Source organism: Bradyrhizobium sp. CCGB12 (genome assembly GCF_024199845.1).
GTDB lineage: Bacteria > Pseudomonadota > Alphaproteobacteria > Rhizobiales > Xanthobacteraceae > Bradyrhizobium.
Map to the genome: position 1 here is coordinate 8,227,831 of NZ_JANADO010000001.1, position 19,429 is coordinate 8,247,259.

The following is a 19,429-nucleotide window of genomic DNA, read 5'->3' on the forward strand; positions in this document are numbered from 1 at the left end:
GGGTTCTCTCCTCACGGACGATTGCGCGAGGTGAAAGAACCCCTCATCCGGCGCTTCGCGCCACCTTCTCCCACAAGGGGAGAAGGGAAGGCGCCTACTCTCCCTCCACAAATCTCTTAAACGCGTCCGCATAATCCGGATGCCAGCGCGACAGCGGAGGGCGGTTCTCGATGATGTCGCCGGCGGCCCATTGCATGCGCTTCTCGTCGAGAGTGCGCGGCACGTCATTGTCCGGGCACAGGATATAGAAGTCGCCAGCCTCCAGACGCGTCAGCATGAAATCGACCGTCTGCTCCGGTGTCCAGGCGCCGGCCGGCTTTTCGGTGCGGCCTTTCGCGGTCAGCCCGGTGAAGACAAAGCCGGGAATGAGCAGATGCGCAGTGATGCGACAGTCCCTGGTATTGCGCAGCTCGTGCTGGAGCGCTTCCGTGAACGCCTTCGCGCCGGCCTTGGAGACGTTGTAGGCGGGATCGCCGGGCGGCGCGGTGATGCCCTGCTTGGATCCGGTGTTGATGATCAGGCCGGCCTTGCCGCGCGCGATCATATTGGGCGCGAAGATGCGTGAGCCGTTGATGATGCCCCACATGTTGACGCCGATGATGCGCTGCCAATTGTCGGGCTCGGCGAACAGTGTGCTGCCGGGCTGGATGCCGGCATTGTTCATCAGGATGTCAGTGCCGCCAAAGCGTTCGCGCACGGCGTGTTCCAGTCCCGCCACGCTCTCGGCCTTGCTGACATCTACGGCCAACGTCATCACATGTGTGGCAGACGTGACGGATGACAGTTTTGTTGCGGCCTCGGCCAATCGAGCCGCATCGACATCGGCGATGCAGACCTTCATGCCGGCACGCGCGAAGGCTGCTGCGGCGGCGAATCCAATACCGGACGCACCACCCGTGATCACGGCAACATTGTCTTTGGCGATGGCGGAATGCGGCATGGAATGTCTCCGGGAGAGGGGGAATTCGAGCTATAACATGGCGCTCGCGCGACCCTGCACAAGTCGGCATGGGAGGTCTTCGTTCCGCGCTGCCTTTACGCCTCTCCGCCACCGCTGTATTCTCTTCGACCTAACGATCCCGCCCAGATCGAACCAATCAATCACCTGATAGGGAGTGCAGCCATGGCTGTGTCGCAGGCTATTCCGATCACGCGCCATCCGTTCGCCAACGGGTCTTACAAGCAGATGCTGATCGACGGGAAGTGGGTCGACGCTGCCTCCGGCAAGCGCTTCGAGACCCGCAATCCCGCCACCGGCGAGCTGCTCGCAACCGTCGCCGAAGGCGACAAGGAGGATATCGATCGTGCGGTCGCCGCCGCACGCCGCGCCTTCGAAGGACCCTGGAGCAAGGTCAAGCCGTTCGAGCGGCAGAACCTGCTTCTGAAGCTCGCCGACCTCGTCGAGAAGAATTTCGACGAATTGTCGCAGCTCGACACGCTCGACATGGGTGCGCCGCTCAGCCGCACCCGTGCCTATCGCCTGCGTGCCGTCGGCATGCTGCGCTATTACGCTGGCCAGACCACCGCGATCCATGGCGAGACGATCGAGAACTCGCTGCCGGGCGAAATCTTCTCCTACACGCTGAAGGAGCCCGTCGGTGTCGTCGGCGCCATCATCCCCTGGAACGGCCCGCTCACCGCGACGCTCTGGAAGATTGGACCCGCGATCGCGACCGGCTGCACCGTAGTGCTCAAGCCCGCCGAAGAGGCGCCGCTGACCTCGCTGCGCATTGCCGAACTCGCGATCGAAGCCGGCATTCCGCCCGGCGTCGTCAACGTCGTGCCGGGCTATGGCGAGACCGCGGGCGCCGCGCTCGCCTCGCACCATGACGTCGACAAGGTCGCCTTCACTGGCTCGCACGTCACGGGACAGTCGATCATCCGTGCGTCGGCGGGCAACCTCAAGCGCGTCTCGCTCGAGCTCGGCGGCAAGTCGCCGGACATCGTGTTCGCGGATGCCGATCTCGATGCGGCCGTCCCCGGCGCCGCAATGGCGGTGTTCGCCAACTCCGGCCAGATCTGCAGCGCGGGCACCCGCCTGTTCGTCGAGCAGTCGGTCTACGAAGAGTTCGTCGGCCGCGTCGCCGAGTTCGGCAAGAAGCTGCAGGTCGGCAACGGCCTCGATCCCAATGTGCAGATTGGCCCGCTCGTCTCCGAGGAGCAACTCAAGCGCGTCACCGGCTATCTCGACATCGGCCAGAAAGAAGGCGCGAAGGCGCTCGCCGGTGGCGGCCGTGTCACTGAAGGCGCGCTGTCGAAGGGCTTCTTCGTCTCGCCGACCGTGTTCGCGGGCGTCCAGGACAACATGCGCATCGCGCAGGAGGAGATCTTCGGTCCCGTCATCTCCGCGATCGCGTTCAAGGACATGGACGAACTGGTCAAGCGCGCCAACGCCACCACGTTCGGCCTCGGCTCCGGCCTGTGGACGCGCGACGTCAGCAAGGCGCATGCGGTGGCGAAGAGCCTGCGTGCCGGCTCGGTGTGGGTGAACTGCTACCAGGCAATGGACCCGGCCGTGCCGTTCGGCGGCTACAAGATGAGCGGCTACGGCCGCGAGTCCGGCAAGCAGCACGTCGAGGAATATCTCAACGTGAAGGCGGTCTGGATCAAGACGGCGTAAGGCCTGTTCTCTCTCTCGCGTTCCGTAGGAGGGAATATCGACTTTTGCAGGGGCGGCGCCTTTTCCGGTGGCCGCCCTTCGCTATATGATCTGCATCCTTTGATAGCCATTCGGGGACCACATGAAATTCGAGGCGTTGTTCAAACCGTTGCAGGTCGGCCCGTACAAGCTCGCGCATCGCGTCGCGATGGCGCCGCTGACGCGTATGCGCGCCGAGCGCGAGAGCTTTTCGCCGCGCCCGCTCAACGCCGAATATTACGGCCAGCGCGCAACAAAGGGCGGCCTGCTCATCGCCGAAGCCTCGCCGGTCCTCTCGCACGGCCGCGGCAATCCCGCGACACCGGGCATCTATTCGGAGGCGCAGATTGCCGGCTGGCGCAAGGTGGTCGACGCGGTCCACGCCAAGGGCGGCATCATCTTCCTCCAGCTCTGGCATGTCGGCCGCGTTTCGCATTCCTCCTTCCATGGCGGCCAGCTGCCGGTGTCGGCCTCGGCGATCCCGATCAGGGCCGAGGGTATGAGGGCGATGACCGCTGACGGCAAGATTGCCGACTACGAGACGCCGCGCGCGCTGGCGACCGAGGAGGTCAATAACATCGTCGAGGCGTTCCGGCAGGGTGCCAAGAACGCGCTCGCCGCCGGCTTCGATGGCGTCGAGATCCATGGTGCCAATGGCTATCTGCTCGAGCAGTTCCTGCAATCGCGCAGCAATCAGCGCACCGACCAATATGGTGGTTCCATCGAGAACCGCGCGCGGCTGCTGCTCGAGATCACGCAGGCCGCGATCGACGTCTGGGGCGCGAACCGCGTCGCGGTCCGGCTGTCGCCACATGGTATCGCCAACGATTCCGGCGAACCCGATCCGATGCCGCTCTACACCCATGTGGTGAAGGCGCTCGACAAGCTGGGCCTTGCCTATCTGCACTTCATCGAGCCGCGCTCCAGCGGTGCAGGCCGCGCCGACGTCCACTGGGAGAACGTGCCGTCCGCGATGGTGCTGTTCCGCCCGCACTACAGCGGCGTGTTGATGACCGCCGGCGGCTTCACCGGCGAGACCGCGAATGCGGCGATCGCCGACGGCCACGCCGATATCATCGCTTTCGGCCGCATCTTCATCTCCAATCCCGATCTGCCGCGCCGGCTGGAGCACAACTATCCGATCACGCCGTACAACCGCGCGACGTTCTATGGCGGCGAGGCGAAAGGGTACACGGATTATCCGGTTTATGACGAGCTGACGCCGGCGTAGACGATGTCGTAGCCCGGATGAGCGAAGCGATATCCGGGACTTTCGCCTAGCAATGGCTTCCCCGGATGTCGCTTCGCTCATCCGGGCTACGAAACTATTGTTGGACTCCGACGGTCACCACAAACTCCGTCATTGTGAGCGCAGCGACGCAATCCAGAACCTTTCCGCGGAGGCAGTCTGGATTGCTTCGCTGCGCTCGCAATGACGATCGGGAGGCACAATGGCCAAAGCCGCAGTCGCCGCAGGAACCGCCACCGGGCAATGCCTCTGCGGCAAGGTCAGCTTCGAGATCGATATTCCCGCGCGCTGGGCCTGGCACGATCATTCCACCGCCAGCCGCCGCGCCCATGGCGCGGCTTACGCGACCTATGTCGGCAGCTGGAAGAAGCGCTTTCGCATAACAGCCGGCAAGACCGCGCTCACGCGCTACGAGGACAAGGCTACGAAGACCACCCGCAGCTTCTGCGCCCATTGCGGCACGCCGATCGCCTATGAGCGCCCGCGCGGCCCGCACATGATCAACATCCCGCGCGCATTGTTCAACGAGCGCACGGGTCGGCAGCCGCTCTATCACATCGCGATCGAAGAGCTGCAGGAATGGGCCTATACCGGCGAGCCGCTGGTGCCGCTGAAAGGCTTTCCCGGCGTGGTCTGGCAGCGCTCGAAAAAGAAGAAGCGCGCGGGCGGCGCGGATCCGTTCGAGCTTGGCCGCGAGGAGATGTAATGCGCGCACGCGCAACGCAGCCATGACCGCGCTTTCTTGCGCGGATCCCAAAACTTCGGTCATCATGCGCCCGTCCTTGCGGCGACGCCCGCTCCTGGAGGAAACATGAAGAACAAGATCACCGGCCGCTCCGCCTTTCTCGCGCTGCTCAAGGACGAGGGCATCACCCATCTGTTCGGCAACCCCGGCACCACCGAGCTGCCGATCATGCATGCGCTGAAGGACCATCCCGATCTCACCTATGTGATGGCGATGCAGGAGAGCCTGGTGGTGGCGATCGCGGACGGCTACAGCCGTGCCTCCGGAAAACTCGTCGCCTGCAATGTCCATGTCGCACCGGGCCTCGGCAACGCGATGGGCTCGCTCTACAACGCCCAGTTCACGGGCACGCCGATGATCCTCACGGCCGGCCAGCAGGAGCAGGGCCATGGCCTGATGGAGCCGGTGCTCTATGGCCCGCTGGTGCGCATGGCCGAGCCGCTGGTGAAATGGGCGGTCGAGGTGACGCGGCTGGAGGATCTGCCGCGCATCGTGCGCCGCGCTGCCAAGGTCGCGATGACGCCGCCGACCGGGCCAGTGTTCATCTCGCTGCCCGGTGACATCCTCAACAGCGAGGCCGGGATCGATCTCGGCCGCTCCACCCGCATCGATGCGCGCTCCAAACCATCGGATGACGCACTCGGGGCATTTGCAGCGCGGCTGCTGAAAGCCGAGCGTCCCGTGATCGTCACCATGGACGAGGTGGTCAAGAGCGATGCGCTGAAGGAGGCTGCCGAACTTGCCGAGCTGCTGGGGGCGGCGGCCTATCAATCCTCCACGCCCTATGGCGCGCATTTCCTCTCCGAGAGCCCGAGCTTCGTCGGCACGCTGGCGCGCGTGCAGAAGGTCGCGCGCGATACGCTCGCGCCCTACGATCTCCTGATCGCGCTGGGCGGCGATCCCCTACGGATGTCGGTCCATAGCGAGGTCGATGCGTTGCCGGATGGTCTTGGCATCGTGCAGGTCGGCCTTGTTGACTGGGAGATCGCCAAGAACTACGGCGCCGAGATCGCGTTGAAGGCGGATCTGAAGGAAACACTGCGCGCGCTGATCCCGGTACTGAAAGAGATGGGCGGCGCGACACTCGCGAGCCGCGCAAAACAGCGTCTCGCCGAGCTTGCGCCGAAGAACTGGACCGCGCGCCGCGGCGCGCTGGTCGAGCAGATCGGCAAGAGCGCCGGCCGCACGCCGATCGATCCGGACTTCCTGGTGCTGCAAATGGTCGAGGCCATGCCGGACAATGCCATCCTCGTCGACGAGGGCCTGACCTCGAGCCGCCAGATCACGGCGCTGCGCCCGCACCGCGACCGCTACGGTTATCACGGCCTTGCGTCAGGCGGCATCGGCTGGGGTCTGCCGGCGTCGGTCGGCGCCAGTATCGCCAATCCCGATCGGCCCGTCGTGTGCTTCTCCGGTGACGGCAGCGCGATGTATTCGATTCAGTCGCTGTGGACGGCGGCGCATCACAAGCTGCCGCTCAACGTCGTCATCGCCAACAATGGCGGCTACCGCATCATCAAGCAGCGCCTGCTCGCCTTCCATGGCAATGACAATTATGTCGGTATGGACTTTGTCGATCCGCCCGTGGATTTCGCTGGCGTCGCCAAGGCGCTCAGCTGCGAGGCGATCAAGATCGCCGATCCCCGTGAGCTGAAGGCGACGCTGGCGTCGGCATTTGGCCGGCCGGGCACCAAGCTGATCGAGGTGATGGTGGACGGGAAGGTGTAGGGCAGCTGCCCACCACCGTCATTGCTGTGCAAGTTCACTAATTCGCTGATCGAATCCGTTCCCAGCGTGGAGGATCCGATGCGCGACAACAGCTTCGACCGGACGATTGAGCGGAATTATCTTCAGAAGTGGCGGTTCCTGATCGCCGAGTATGAGGAGGTGAAGGCCGGGCGGTCGGCGACGTTCCGCCGGGTGGGAGACTTCTACAAGCACCACGGCACCTGCTCGCAGACCTTCCGGAAGTACTACAACCGCTACCTGCGGAGCGGCGCGGAGGCTGACCTGTTGCCGCAACGCCGCGGACCGAAGTGGCGCGAGCGCCGCGAGCCGCAAGGCATCGAGGCGGAGATCGTTGCTTGCCGAACGCGCGGCATGAACCGGTACGAGGTCCACGCTGCCTTGCGCGAACGGCGAGATACGGTACCGTCGCTCTCGACCATCTACCGGGTCTTCAAACGCAATCAGCTCAACCGCCGCACCCCGACGATGCGCGAGGAGAAACGTCGTATTATCAAGGACAAGATCGGCGAGCTCGGCCATGTCGACCTGCACCAGCTGTCCCGCGACATGTTCCTGGCGCCCCCCTCAAGCCCCGCCTTTATCGTCAGCCTGGTCGACAGTTGCTCGCGCCTGGCCTGGGCCGAGGTGCTGACTTCAAAAAAGGCCCTGCCGGTCATGTTTAAGACCTTGAAGATGATCAACACGCTCAACGTCACCTATGGGATCCAGTTTGCCGAGATCCTGTCCGACAACGGCGCGGAGTTCGCATCCCGCAACACGCCTGAAGAGCATCCCTTCGAGGCCATGCTGATCGAGCTCGGCATCAAGCATCGCTACACCAGACCCTACCGGCCGCAGACCAACGGCAAGGTCGAACGCTTCTGGCGAAACCTGGACGACGACGTCATCGAAGGCGCAACCTTCGATAACCTGGACCACTTCGCCAACGAGCTGTTCGAGTACGTGATCTACTACAATAACTTCAGGCCCCATCAGGCCCTCGGCGGCAAGACACCGAAGGAATTTGCCGAGGCCCAGACCTAAACCATTCGATCAGCGAATTAGTGAACTTGCACAATTGCGAGGAGCTCTTGCGACGAAGCAATCCAGACTGCCTCGGCGGTGAAATTCTGGATTGCTTCGCTTCGCTCGCAATGACGAGGAGGAGGCGCCTACCCCGTCTTCCCCACGCGATACCCCGCGGCCGGATGCGTCGCGTCGAGCCTTGCGCGGCCTGCGCCAAAAAGCTTTTCCCGCAGCGTGCCCTTCGCGTAGTCCGGCTTGTATCGTCCGCGCCGGGTCAACTCCGGCACCAGCATGTCGGCAATGTCCTCGAAATCGCCGGGCGAGATCGCAAAGGCGACGTTGAGGCCGTCGACGTCGGTCGCCTCGAACCATGCCTCGATCTTGTCGGCGACCATTTCCGGCGTGCCGACCACGACCGGGCCGGCGCCGCCGATGCCGACATGCTCGATGACGTCGCGTACGGTCCAGATGCGGTCGGGATCGGCGCGGGTGACGTTATCCATCGCGCTGCGGCCGGCATCGTTCTGGACGTGGCGAACCTGCTGGTCGAGGTCGTAGCCGGAGAAGTCGACACCGGTCCATCCCGACATCAGGGCTAGCGCGCCTTCCGGACTGATGTGGCGGCGGTAGTCGGCATATTTTTCTTTGGCTTCGGCTTCGGTCCGGCCGAGGATGATCGTCATCATCGAGAACATCAGGATCTCGGCCGGGTTGCGGCCAATTGCGGCGGCTTCCTGCCGGATCGCGGAGACGCGCGGCGCGATCACCTTGGCGGATGGGCCCGACATGAACACGCATTCGGCATGCTTTGCTGCGAACTGCCGGCCGCGCGGCGAGGTGCCGGCCTGGTACAGCACGGGGGTGCGCTGCGGCGAGGGCTCGCTGAGATGAATGGTGTTGTTGATGCGGTAGTTCGCGCCGTCATGATTGACGCGGTGAACCTTGCTCGGATCTGTGAAGATGCCCCGCTTGCGGTCCCGCAGCACGGCGTCATCCTCCCAGCTCCCTTCCCAAAGCTTGTAGACGACCTCCATATATTCGTCGGCGATATCGTAGCGATCGTCATGCCCGGTCTGCTTGTCCTTGCCGGCGCCGCGCGCGGCGCTGTCGAGATAGCCGGTGACGACATTCCATCCGATCCGCCCCTCGGTGAGGTGATCGAGCGTCGACATCCGACGCGCGAACGGGTAGGGCGGCTCGAAGGACAGATTGCTGGTGACGCCGAAACCGAGATTTTGCGTCACCGCGGCCATCGCCGAGAGCAGCAGCAGTGGCTCGTTCGACGGCGTCTGTGCTGCATTGCGCAAGGCTGCGTCAGGGCTGTTGCCGTAGACGTCATAGACCCCGAGCACGTCGGCGAGGAACAGCCCGTCGAAACGGCCGCGCTCCAGCGTCTTGGCGAGATCGATCCAGTAAGGCAGGCGGTTATAGTCGGCGGTGCGATCGCGTGGATGGGTCCACAGGCCCGGTGACTGGTGTGCGACGCAATTCATCGCAAAGGCGTTGAGCCTGATCTGCTTGGCCATGACAATCCCTCGGCGCTCTGTACTGAGCGCTCTTCGAATGGTAGACGTGCGCCCGAACTTGGCGACGTTCTTGCATATCCTAGACTTGGATGACGCGACCTTGGCAAGGCCAAAATCAGCAGCGCCTCTGCCCTTGGCAAGCCGATCTCAAGAGAGCAAGAACGAAATCCCAAGAGCTATCGAACTTCCCGCCACTTTCGAGGGCCTGCCCGTATCGGATATGGTCCTTCGTGCCAACGCCTCGAAAAACAAGCAATGACCAGAGCCGACGCCATCGCCCGTGCCCGTGAGGATTTCACCTCCGGTGCGTTTCTTTCTGAGCTCGACCGCCGCGTCGCGTATCGAACCGAAAGCCAGAATCCGTCGCGCGGCGCCGAGCTGCGTGCCTATCTGGAACAAGAGATGCAACCGGCCTTTGCCGCGCTCGATTTTTCCAGCCGCATCGTCGAATCCCCGAGCGGCAAGGCGCCATTCCTGTTCGCCGAGCATCACGAGAACGACACGGTGCCGACCGTGCTGATCTACGGCCATGGCGACGTCGTCGACGGCATGGAGGGCGAGTGGCGCGATGGGCGCGATCCCTGGCGCACGACCGTTGCGGGCACGCGGCTCTATGGCCGCGGCACAGCCGACAACAAGGGGCAGCACAGCATCAACATGGCGGCGCTCCGCGCCGTGCGCGCTGCGCGAGGCGCCAAGCTCGGCTTCAACGCCAAGTTCATCGTCGAGATGGGCGAGGAGATCGGCTCGCCCGATCTCGGCAAGGTCTGCGATCTCAATCGCGAGGCGCTCAAGGCCGACCTGTTCATGGCGTCCGACGGGCCGCGCCTGGCCGCCGACCGGCCGACGCTCTTCCTCGGCTGTCGTGGCGGCATCCGCATCCACCTCGACGTGAATTTGCGCGAAGGCGGCCACCATTCCGGCAATTGGGGCGGCGTGCTCGCCAACCCCGCGACCATCCTGGTCAACGCCATCTCCACGCTGGTGGACGGCCACGGCCGGCTCCAGCTCGACGCGCTGAAGCCGCCCCGCCTCACCAACCAGATCCGCAGCTATCTGGCGGACGTTCAGGTGGTGCCGACCGCGGACGAGCCCGCGCTGGCCGAGAATTGGGGCGAGGACGGCCTGTCGGCAGCCGAACGGCTCTACGCCTGGAACACGCTCGAAGTGCTGGCGATGTCCTCGGGCAATATCGAGAAGCCGGCGAACGCCATTCCCGGCCATGCCAATGCCGTGCTGCAACTGCGTTTCGTGGTCGGGACAAAGATCGAGGGCCTGATCGAGGCCATCGGGGCGCATCTGGTCGCGAAGGGTTTTCCGATGGTCGAGGTGCGGGCGGCCCAGAGTTTTGCTGCATCGCGCACCGATTTTGACAGTCCCTGGATCAAATGGGCGGCGGATTCGGTGCAAGAGACCACCGGAAAGCAGCCGGCCGTGCTGCCGAATTTCGGCGGCTCGCTCCCCAATGACGTGTTCTCCGAAATCCTGGGCCTGCCGACGATCTGGGTGCCGCACTCCTATCCCGGTTGCTCCCAGCATGCGCCCAATGAGCACATCCTGCTGCCATTGACCGAAGAGGCCTTGACGGTGATGGCCGGGCTGTTCTGGGATCTCGGGGAATTACCACGGCCGTTAACCTGACCCGCGATCCCGCCGAAAGTCACATTCTAATCCGGCCTGATTTGTGCTTGCATCCGGCCGCATCATCCTGAAAGGGGAATAAAAAAGTGAAACATTTCCGTAGCATCGGGCTCGCGCTCGCCGCGACCTTCGCCGTCAGCCAGGCAGGGGCCCAGGAGCTGACCGGCACGCTGAAGAATATCAAGGATACCGGCGCCATCACGCTGGGCTTCCGCGACTCCTCGATCCCGTTCTCCTATCTCGACGACAACCAGAAGCCTGTCGGCTTCGCGATGGACATTTGCTACAAGATCGTCGACGCCGTGAAGAAGGAGCTCAAGCTCGACAAGCTCGAGGTCAAGCTCAACCCGGTGACCTCGGCGACGCGTATTCCGCTGATGGCGAACGGCACGATCGACCTCGAATGCGGTTCGACCACCAACAACGCCGAGCGCCAGAAGCAGGTCGCCTTCACCAACACCCACTTCCTGACCGCCAGCCGCTACGTGTTCAAGAAGTCGAGCGGCCTCAAGTCGATCGAAGATCTCAAGGGCAAAACCGTGGTCTCGACCGCCGGCACGACCAACATCAAGCAGCTCACCGAAGCCAACGTCGAGAAAAAGCTCGGCGCCAACATCATCCCGGCCAAGGATCACGCCGAAGCCTTCCTGATGGTCGAGACCGACCGCGCGGTCGCCTTCGTCATGGACGACATCCTGCTTGCGAGCCTCGTCGCCGGCTCGAAGGCGCCCGGTGACTACGTCGTTTCCAAGGACGCGTTCTCCAAGCCCGAGCCCTACGGCATCATGCTGCGCAAGGACGACGCCGCCTTCAAGAAGGTGGTCGATGCGGCAACGGCCGCGCTCTATACGTCCGGCGAGGCCCAGAAGATCTACGACAAGTGGTTCACGGCCAAGATCCCGCCGAAGGGTCTCAACCTCAACACGCCGATCTCGGCCGAGCTGAAGAACGAGTTCGCCAAGCCGTCGGACTCGCCGAACCCGGACGATTATAAGTAAGTATAACCTCGATCTTTCGATCGGGATCATGTCCGGCCACTCTTGACACCAGGGTGGCCGGACATTTGCATAGGCGCCCAGGACGTCCATGACGGGCGCGTTCGCGCGGGGGACACGTGAACTACAACTGGAACTGGGGAATCTTTTTCCAGCCGAACCCGATGGGGACCGGTACCTATCTCGACATGCTGCTGTCGGGATTGGCACTGACCCTCAAGACCGCGGTGCTGGCCTGGATCATCGCGCTGATCACCGGCTCGATCGTCGGCGTGATGCGCACGCTGCCGTCGAAGGGCGCCTACTGGTTCGGCTTCGCTTACGTCGAATTCTTCCGCAACATGCCGCTGCTGGTGCAGCTCTTCCTGTGGTTCTTCGTGCTGCCGGAAATCCTGCCGAAGGCCGCCGGACTATGGCTGAAGCAATTGCCGAATGCGCCGTTCTGGACGGCGGCGATCGGCGTCGGCCTGTTCATGTCGGCGCGCGTGGCCGTGCAGCTGCAGGCCGGCATCGGTTCGCTGCCGCGCGGGCAGAAGATGGCGGCGACCGCGCTGGGCCTGACCACCGTGCAGGGCTATCGCTACGTGCTGCTGCCGATGGCGTTCCGCATCATCCTGCCGCCGCTGACGTCCGAGTTCCTCAACACCATCAAGAACACAGCGGTCGCGATCACCATCGGCCTGCTCGAGCTGACCGGACAGGCGCGCTCGATGCAGGAATTCTCGTTCCAGGTGTTCGAGGCCTTCACCGCCGCGACCATCCTCTACCTCCTCGTCAACGCCGTCGTCGTGACCGCGATGCGCTTCCTCGAGCGCTGGGTCGCGATCCCCGGCTACATCACGGGGAAATAAGCGATGCTCGGTAATTTCGATTTCGACGTCATCCGCCGCGCACTGCCCTATCTGTTCTACGAGGGCATGACATTCACACTGACGCTGACGGCGCTCGCAGCCCTCGGCGGCCTCGTCTTCGGTACGGCGCTCGCCCTGATGCGGCTGTCCGGCTACAAGACCCTCGGACGCATCGCCGGCATCTATGTCGACTTCATGCGTTCGCTGCCGCTGGTGCTGGTCATCTTCTGGTTCTACTTCCTGGTGCCCTATATCGGGCAGTGGCTGACCGGCGCCTCGCGTCCGATCAGCGTCGGCGCCTTCGCATCCTCGCTCATCACCTTCATCATGTTCGAGGCAGCGTACTTCTCCGAGATCATGCGTGCCGGCATCCAGTCGATCTCGCGCGGACAGCCGGCCGCGGCGAATGCGCTGGGGCTGACCTACGCCCAGACCATGCGCTACGTCGTGTTGCCGCAGGCCTTCCGCAACATGCTGCCGGTTTTGATCACGCAGACCATCGTGCTGTTCCAGGACACATCGCTGGTCTACGTCCTGTCGATCACGGACTTCCTGGGAGCGGCGAGCAAGGTGGCGCAGCGCGACGGGCGCCTGGTCGAAATGTACCTGTTCGCGGCAGTCGTCTACTTCACCATTTCCTGTATCGCGTCCTTCGGCGTCCGCCGCCTGCAGGCGCGCATCGCCATCATCCGATAGAGCGTGTCCGTCATGATCGAAATCAGCCACGTCAACAAATGGTACACTCCAAGCTTCCAGGTGCTGACGGATTGCACCACCAACGTCACCAAGGGCGAGGTGGTCGTCGTCTGCGGCCCCTCGGGTTCGGGCAAGTCGACGCTGATCAAATGCGTCAATGCGCTTGAGCCGTTCCAGAGCGGCGACATCCTGGTCGATGGCACCAAGGTCAACGATCCCAAGACCAACCTGCCGAAGCTGCGCTCGCGCGTCGGCATGGTGTTCCAGCACTTCGAGCTGTTTCCGCACCTCAAGATCATCGACAATCTCTGCCTCTCGCAGGAGAAGGTGCTGGGCCGGTCACACGACAAGGCGGTGACGAAGGGCATGCAACTGCTCGAGCGCGTCGGCTTGAAGGAGCAGGCGCAGAAATTTCCGGCCCAGCTCTCCGGCGGCCAGCAGCAGCGCGTGGCCATCGCGCGCGCGCTCGCGATGGATCCGATCGTCATGCTGTTCGACGAGCCGACCTCAGCGCTCGATCCTGAAATGGTCAGCGAAGTGCTCGACGTCATGGTCGATCTCGCCCGCGAGGGCATGACCATGATGGTCGTCACCCACGAGATGGGTTTTGCCCGCAAGGTCGCCAACCGCGTGATCTTCATGGACCGCGGCGAGATCGTCGAGGACGCCCCGAAGGACGATTTCTTCGGTAAGCCGCGCAGCGACCGCGCGCAGAAGTTCTTGTCGAAGATCCTGTCGCATTAACTCCCGCCTTCATTCCGGGATGCGCCGAAGGCGCAGGCCCGGAATCCATAACCCCGGCTGATGGTTATGGATTCCGGGCTCATTCGCGTTGCGAATGCCCACATTGCGCAAGTGCGCAATGGAGAATGACGAAACGAGGGGTGATCGCCGCCCCCAATTCGCGTATAACCAGCCAAATCCCCCTTTTCTCCCAGGAGACCTGCCTTGGACTCGATTGCCTATGTCAACGGCTCATTCGTCCCGCTCTCGGACGCGAAAGTCTCGATCCTCGACCGCGGCTTCCTGTTCGCTGACGGTATTTACGAGGTCTCCGCCGTGCTCGACGGCAAGCTGGTCGACAATGCCTCGCATCTGGCCCGGCTGGAACGGTCGGTCGGCGAGATCAAGCTGAGGCTGCCGGAGACGGTCGAGCGCATCACCGAGCTTCAGAAGGAGCTCATCGCGCGCAACAGGGTCGAGAACGGCCTCGTCTACCTCCAGGTCACGCGCGGCGCCGACAAAGGCCGCGACTTCGCGTTCCCCAAGGGCGACGTCAAGTCGAGCCTGGTGATGTTCACCTCGGAGAAGGACATCATCAACGCCGCGGTGGCGAAGACCGGCATCAACGTGATCACCGTGCCCGACATCCGCTGGGAGCGGCGCGACATCAAGAGCGTGGCGCTGCTGGCGCAGGTGCTGGCGAAGCAGGTCGCGGCGGAAGCCGGCGCCGGCGAAGCCTGGATGTTGGAAGACGGTTATGTCACCGAAGGCGGTTCGTCCTCGGCGTTCATCCTCACCAAGGACGACGTCATCGTCACCCGCAAGAACTCCAACGCGATCCTGCCGGGCTGCACCCGCAAGGCGGTGGTGGCGCTCGCCGAAGAGCGCCAGCTCCGGGTCGAGGAGCGTTCCTTCACGGTCGCTGAGGCGCTCGCTGCGAAGGAGGCTTTTGCGACGTCGGCATCGCTGTTCGTCCAGCCGGTGGTTGCGATCGACGGCAAGAAGATCGGTGACGGCAAACCCGGCCCGATGGCAACGCGCCTGCGCGAGATCTACGTGGAGTTCGCCAAGGCGACGGCGGTTTAGGCCACACATTCAGCTATCGTAGGGTGGGCAAAGGCGCGCTTGCGCCGTGCCCACGTTGTCTCTCGCATTTGCTGAAAGCGGTGGGCACGCTTCGCTTTGCCCACCCTACGAGACTTGCCGAGCTGCGACAGCGGGCTCCCCCTCACGCCACGGATGCTTTCACCTTCACCGGGTGAACCGAGCGAAACGAGATCGCGATCCTGTTCCAGGCGTTGATGGCCGCGATCAGCATGGTCAGGTTCACGGTTTCCGCCTCGGAGAACTGCGCCCGGACCTGCTCGTAGACGTCATCAGGGGCGCGCGTCTGCGAAATCAGCGTCACCGATTCCGTCCAGGCCAGCGCCGCGCGCTCGCGGTCGGAATAAAGCGGGGATTCGCGCCAGGCATCGAGCAGATAGATGCGCTGCTCGGTCTCGCCGCGCTTGCGCGCGTCCTCGGTGTGCATGTTGATGCAATAGGCACAGCCGTTGATCTGCGAGGCCCTGATCTTGACCAGCTCGATCAGTGATTTCTCCAGGCCCGTCGACTGGATCTGCGTCTCCAAGGCCATCAGTGCTTTGATCGTGTCGGGTGCGGCCTGGTAATAGTTCATACGGGGCTTCATGGTCGTTCTCCTTTCTTGGTTGAGGTCAGTGGGCTCCGCCGGCGGAAGTCTGGCCGGGCTTCTTCAGGAAGAGGGCAGCGATCAGGGCCACGATCAGCGCCACGCCGAGCAGATAGAACGTATCGCTGAAGGCAAGGATATAGGCCTGCTTCTGCACGATACGGCCGATCGCGACATAGGCGCGATGCGCGGCATCCGCACGGTCGAGGACACCGTGATTGATGAAATACTGGGTGAGCTGTTCCAGCCGCGTGCGCGTCGCCTGCTCGAACACCGAGACCGACTGCATCAGCACGTTGGAGTGATATTGTTCGCGCTTGGTCAGTACGGTCTGGAGCAGCGCGATGCCGACGGCGCCGCCGAGATTGCGCATCATGTTGAACAGGCCGGACGCCGAGCCCGCGTTTTCCGGCTCGATGCCCGATGTCGCCACCGCAGACAGCGGGGCCATGACCAGCGCCTGGCCGATCGCCCGCACGACGTTGGGCCACAGCAGCTGATCGGCGGCGTAGTTGCTGGTCATGTAGATGTTCATGAAGTTGGAGGCGGCGAACAGCACGAAGCCGATGCCGATGATGATCCGTGCATCGAACCGCTGCATCAGGCGCGGCACGAGAGGGATCAAGACGAGCTGCGGCAAGCCGGTCCAGGCCAGCACCATGCCGATCTGCTCGGCATTGTAGCCCTGGATGCGAGCCAGATATTGCGGCAGGATGAACACCGAGCCGTAGAGCGCGATGCCGAGCAGGAAGTTCGCGAGCATGCCGAAGCCGAAATTGCGGCGAACGAGCAGGCGCAGGTTCAAGAGCGGCTTCTTCACCGTGAGCTCGATGATCAGGAAGGCGGCCAGCGCAACGGCCGCGATCACCGAAAGCTTCACGATGAACGGCGAGCCGAACCAGTCGTCCTTGTTGCCTTCCTCGAGAACCGTTTGAAGCGCCGACAGCCCGATCGCCATGGTGATGATACCGGCCCAATCGCCCTCGCGCAGGAGCGACAGCTTCATCGGCTTTGCGTCGAGCGCGTACCAGAGCATGCCGACCATGATCGCGCCGGGCACGAGGTTGACGTAGAAGATGTATTGCCAGCCGAAATTCTCGGTGAGATAGCCGCCGATGGTCGGGCCGATCGCGGGCGCGAACGTCGCTGACAGCGCGAACAGCGCAAGCCCGACCGGCTGCTTGGCGCGTGGCAGCAGCGTGATGATTAGGGTGAATGCCATTGGGATCAGCACGCCGCCGGTAAAACCCTGCACGGCGCGCAGCACGATCATCTGCGACAGATCCTGTGCCAGTGCGCAGGCTGCGGACAGGACCAAGAACAGGATCGCGTTGGTGAGGAGATAGATCCGGATCGAGAACACCTGCGCCAGCCAGCCGGACAGCGGGATCACCACGATCTCTGCGACCAGATAGGAGGTCGAGATCCAGCCGCCGTCATCGATGCCGGCGCCGATCGCGCCCTGGATGTCGGCCAGCGAGGCGTTGACGATCTGGATGTTCAGCACCGCCATGAAGGCGCCGAGCGTCGCGCCGATCACCGCGATCCATGTTCTCGCGGAAACCGCCGGGGTCGCGGGCACAGCAGGGGCGGGGAGGCCGGCTGCGGCGTTGAGGGTGGGTTGGCGCGTGCTCATGGCAGCCTCGTCAGCTTTAGCCGCCGTTCGGACGGGATGTGTTGTCGGCGAGATGCCTGGTCGCCTTGCGTTCGGCCAGCACGGTCTGCTTGGTGTCGACGGTCGGCACCGCCGACATGCCCGGCCGCAACAGGCCGGTGAGCTCATGATCGTCGAGCACGATCTTCACCGGCACGCGCTGCACGATCTTGGTGAAGTTACCGGTGGCGTTGTCCGGCGGCAGCAGGGCGAATTCGAGCCCGCTCGCCGGCGACAGGCTGTCGACATGGCCGCGCAGGGTCTGGTTGCGAAAACTGTCCACGCGCAGCTCGACCGGCTGGCCCGGCCGCATATGCGTGAGTTGAGTCTCCTTGAAGTTCGCAACGACATAGACCGCATCGAGCGGCACCACGGCCATCAGCTGGGTGCCGGCCTGCACGTACTGGCCGACGCGCAGCGAACGCGCGCCAACCGTGCCGTCGACCGGCGCGGTGATCTCGGTATAGGACAGGTTCAGCGCGGCCTGCTGCGCCACCGCGCGGGCGCGTTCGAGCTGGGCCGTCGCCTGGGCGCGCTGGGTGGTGAGCACGTCGACCTTGCGCTGCGCCGCCAAGAGGCCGGATTTCGCGTGCTGCAATTGCGCGGAGCTGGCGCGCAGCGCCGCGTCGGTCTGCTGCGCGCGCTGGATCGTGCCGGAGCCCGACTTCATGAGGTCGTCGTAGCGGGCGCGTTCCTCTTGCGCGAATTTCAGATTGGCGTCCGCCGCGGCCACGTCGGCGGTGCTCTGCGCGATGATCGGCTGCTGCAATTCGAGCTGCGCATCGATGTTGCGCACCGAAGCTTCTCCGGCGGCGACATCGGCGCGGGCCTGGTCGAGTGCTGCCTTGAAGTCACGATCGTCGATCTTGGCCAGCGGCTGGCCCGCCTTGACCTTCTCGTTGTCGCCGACCAGCACCTTCGCGATGTAGCCGGAGACCTTGGGCGCGATGATCGTGGAATCGGCCTTCACATAGGCATCGTCGGTGGATTCGAGGTAGCGGCCGGTCGTCAAATAGTCATAGCCGTAGTGGCCGGCGACTGCGACGCCGAGCGCCAGTGCCAGGCCAATGGCTGCGCGCCTGATCGCTTGGCGGGACGGGCGAAGCCCAGTTTGTTCATTGGTTTCAGTGACATAAGAGGCGTTCGACATGGCATCCTCGAAAAACTCCCGGACGCCCCGTTTCTGAAAAGCGCGTCGTGGATAGCCACAAGATGCGTTATCCAGGTGGTTGTGATAATCCTCGAAATTATGGATGCATTATCCCGTAATGGCGGATAATCGGAGCATCGAACCTTGGACCGCTTTACCAGCCTCGAAGTCTTCAGCCGGGTGGTCGAGACCGGCGGCTTCTCCGCGGCTGCTCGCAAGCTCAACACGTCGACCACCATGGTGAGCAACCACGTTCAGGCGCTGGAGGACCGCCTCGGCGTGCGGCTGCTCAATCGCACCACGCGCAAGGTCAGCCTCACCGAGATCGGCAGGGCCTATTACGAGCGCGCCACGCAGATCCTCGCCGATCTCGAACAGGCCGACGACATCGCGAGCGAATTGCAGTCGGTGCCCCGCGGTACGCTGCGCGTCCACGTCGCCACGCATATGGTGCCGTTCGTCGCGCCGGTGGTGGCGCAGCTCCTGTCGACTTATCCGGAGCTCAGGATCGATCTGCGCATGGGGGAGGCCGACGTCGACCTCATCGAGGAAGGCTATGACGTCGCCCTGCGTATGACCGCGCCGCCGGATTCGAGCCTGATCGTCCGCAGCCTCGCCACCTGGCGGCACGTGCTGTGCTGTTCGCACGATTATCTCGAGAGACATGGTCGTGTTCAGAAGCTCGACGAACTCACCGCGCACAATTGCGCGCGTCACCTAAACTACCCTTTTGGCGACGAATGGCGCTTCTTCGACCGCAAGGGTGCTCCGGCCTCGGTGCGCATCTCCGGCCGCTTCGTCACCAACAGCGGGGAGGCGCTGCGGGCTGCGGCGCTGGACGGGGCGGCCGTCTGCCTGATGGCCGGATTTCTCGCCCAGGGCGATCTCGAAGCAGGCCACCTCGTTCGGCTCCTGCCGGAATATCGCCCGGTCGAGATGTCGATGAACGCGGTCTATCCGCACCGCCACCATCTGTCGGCGAAGGTCAGAACCTTCATCGACATGCTCGTGCACCACAGCGCCGAGCTGCAGAAGCTGATCAATCCTTATTCTTGAGATGCGAACAATTCCTCATCCCTTGCGCAACGGCGAAGCCGTTGTCGCTGGGAGCGCGGAA

At 63.6% G+C, this 19,429-nt stretch carries 17 protein-coding genes; 12 read left to right on the top strand and 5 right to left on the bottom strand.

The genetic code is table 11. The annotated features are described in order from the left end of the window. Nucleotides 1-94: 94 nt before the first annotated feature. A complete protein-coding gene (locus NLM27_RS37775) occupies nucleotides 95-940 on the bottom strand; it encodes an SDR family NAD(P)-dependent oxidoreductase (RefSeq protein WP_254148090.1) in 846 nt (281 codons plus the stop codon). 183 nt (nucleotides 941-1,123) lie between these two features. Between NLM27_RS37775 and NLM27_RS37780 the strand changes: the two genes are divergently transcribed. From NLM27_RS37780 to NLM27_RS37800, 5 genes are all read left to right on the top strand, one after another. Continuing rightward, entirely contained in the window at nucleotides 1,124-2,620 is a 1,497-nt protein-coding gene (locus tag NLM27_RS37780) for an aldehyde dehydrogenase family protein (RefSeq protein ID WP_254148091.1), read from the top strand. Between the two features lie 121 nt (nucleotides 2,621-2,741). Further along, complete coding sequence (locus NLM27_RS37785) at nucleotides 2,742-3,869, top strand: alkene reductase (protein WP_254148092.1); 1,128 nt, start codon at nucleotides 2,742-2,744, stop codon at nucleotides 3,867-3,869. A gap of 220 nt (nucleotides 3,870-4,089) precedes the next feature. Continuing rightward, a complete protein-coding gene (locus NLM27_RS37790; RefSeq protein WP_254148093.1) occupies nucleotides 4,090-4,593 on the top strand; it encodes a GFA family protein in 504 nt (167 codons plus the stop codon). Between the two features lie 105 nt (nucleotides 4,594-4,698). Then, nucleotides 4,699-6,360 (top strand): thiamine pyrophosphate-binding protein, encoded by a 1,662-nt coding sequence (locus tag NLM27_RS37795; RefSeq protein WP_254148094.1) that lies wholly within the window; start codon nucleotides 4,699-4,701, stop codon nucleotides 6,358-6,360. 78 nt (nucleotides 6,361-6,438) lie between these two features. After that, nucleotides 6,439-7,404 (top strand): integrase core domain-containing protein, encoded by a 966-nt coding sequence (locus tag NLM27_RS37800; protein ID WP_254144930.1) that lies wholly within the window; start codon nucleotides 6,439-6,441, stop codon nucleotides 7,402-7,404. Nucleotides 7,405-7,532: 128 nt separating this feature from the next. On the opposite strand, the gene NLM27_RS37805 is transcribed toward NLM27_RS37800, so the two are convergent. Beyond that, entirely contained in the window at nucleotides 7,533-8,912 is a 1,380-nt protein-coding gene (locus NLM27_RS37805; protein ID WP_254148095.1) for an LLM class flavin-dependent oxidoreductase, read from the bottom strand. 255 nt (nucleotides 8,913-9,167) lie between these two features. On the opposite strand from NLM27_RS37805, the gene NLM27_RS37810 reads away from it, so the two are divergent. The 6 genes from NLM27_RS37810 to NLM27_RS37835 all read left to right on the top strand — a co-directional run bounded on the left by NLM27_RS37810 (nucleotide 9,168) and on the right by NLM27_RS37835 (nucleotide 14,904). Beyond that, entirely contained in the window at nucleotides 9,168-10,553 is a 1,386-nt protein-coding gene (locus NLM27_RS37810; RefSeq protein ID WP_254148096.1) for a M20 family metallopeptidase, read from the top strand. A gap of 86 nt (nucleotides 10,554-10,639) precedes the next feature. Next, a complete protein-coding gene (locus NLM27_RS37815) occupies nucleotides 10,640-11,551 on the top strand; it encodes an amino acid ABC transporter substrate-binding protein (protein WP_254148097.1) in 912 nt (303 codons plus the stop codon). A 116-nt stretch (nucleotides 11,552-11,667) separates the two neighbouring features. Then, nucleotides 11,668-12,399, top strand: coding sequence for an amino acid ABC transporter permease (locus NLM27_RS37820; RefSeq protein WP_254148098.1), 732 nt, complete (start codon nucleotides 11,668-11,670; stop codon nucleotides 12,397-12,399). 3 nt (nucleotides 12,400-12,402) lie between these two features. Then, on the top strand, nucleotides 12,403-13,095 hold the full coding sequence (locus NLM27_RS37825) for an amino acid ABC transporter permease (RefSeq protein ID WP_254148099.1): 693 nt from the start codon (nucleotides 12,403-12,405) through the stop codon (nucleotides 13,093-13,095). Between the two features lie 12 nt (nucleotides 13,096-13,107). Further along, a complete protein-coding gene (locus NLM27_RS37830; protein ID WP_254148100.1) occupies nucleotides 13,108-13,839 on the top strand; it encodes an amino acid ABC transporter ATP-binding protein in 732 nt (243 codons plus the stop codon). 204 nt (nucleotides 13,840-14,043) lie between these two features. Further along, nucleotides 14,044-14,904 (top strand): D-amino-acid transaminase, encoded by an 861-nt coding sequence (locus NLM27_RS37835; RefSeq protein ID WP_254148101.1) that lies wholly within the window; start codon nucleotides 14,044-14,046, stop codon nucleotides 14,902-14,904. Between the two features lie 142 nt (nucleotides 14,905-15,046). Here NLM27_RS37835 and NLM27_RS37840 read toward each other — a convergent pair whose 3' ends face one another. Genes NLM27_RS37840 through NLM27_RS37850 form a run of 3 tightly spaced genes read right to left on the bottom strand, consistent with a single transcriptional unit; the run spans nucleotide 15,047 to nucleotide 18,312 of the window. Further along, nucleotides 15,047-15,508, bottom strand: coding sequence for a carboxymuconolactone decarboxylase family protein (locus NLM27_RS37840; RefSeq protein WP_254148102.1), 462 nt, complete (start codon nucleotides 15,506-15,508; stop codon nucleotides 15,047-15,049). A gap of 25 nt (nucleotides 15,509-15,533) precedes the next feature. Next, on the bottom strand, nucleotides 15,534-17,144 hold the full coding sequence (locus NLM27_RS37845) for an MDR family MFS transporter (protein WP_254148103.1): 1,611 nt from the start codon (nucleotides 17,142-17,144) through the stop codon (nucleotides 15,534-15,536). A 16-nt stretch (nucleotides 17,145-17,160) separates the two neighbouring features. After that, entirely contained in the window at nucleotides 17,161-18,312 is a 1,152-nt protein-coding gene (locus NLM27_RS37850) for an HlyD family secretion protein (protein WP_254148104.1), read from the bottom strand. Nucleotides 18,313-18,456: 144 nt separating this feature from the next. Between NLM27_RS37850 and NLM27_RS37855 the strand changes: the two genes are divergently transcribed. After that, nucleotides 18,457-19,368 carry a LysR family transcriptional regulator gene (locus NLM27_RS37855; RefSeq protein ID WP_254148105.1) on the top strand — a complete coding sequence of 304 codons (912 nt, stop codon included), beginning with the start codon at nucleotides 18,457-18,459 and terminating at the stop codon, nucleotides 19,366-19,368. Nucleotides 19,369-19,429: the final 61 nt, after the last annotated feature.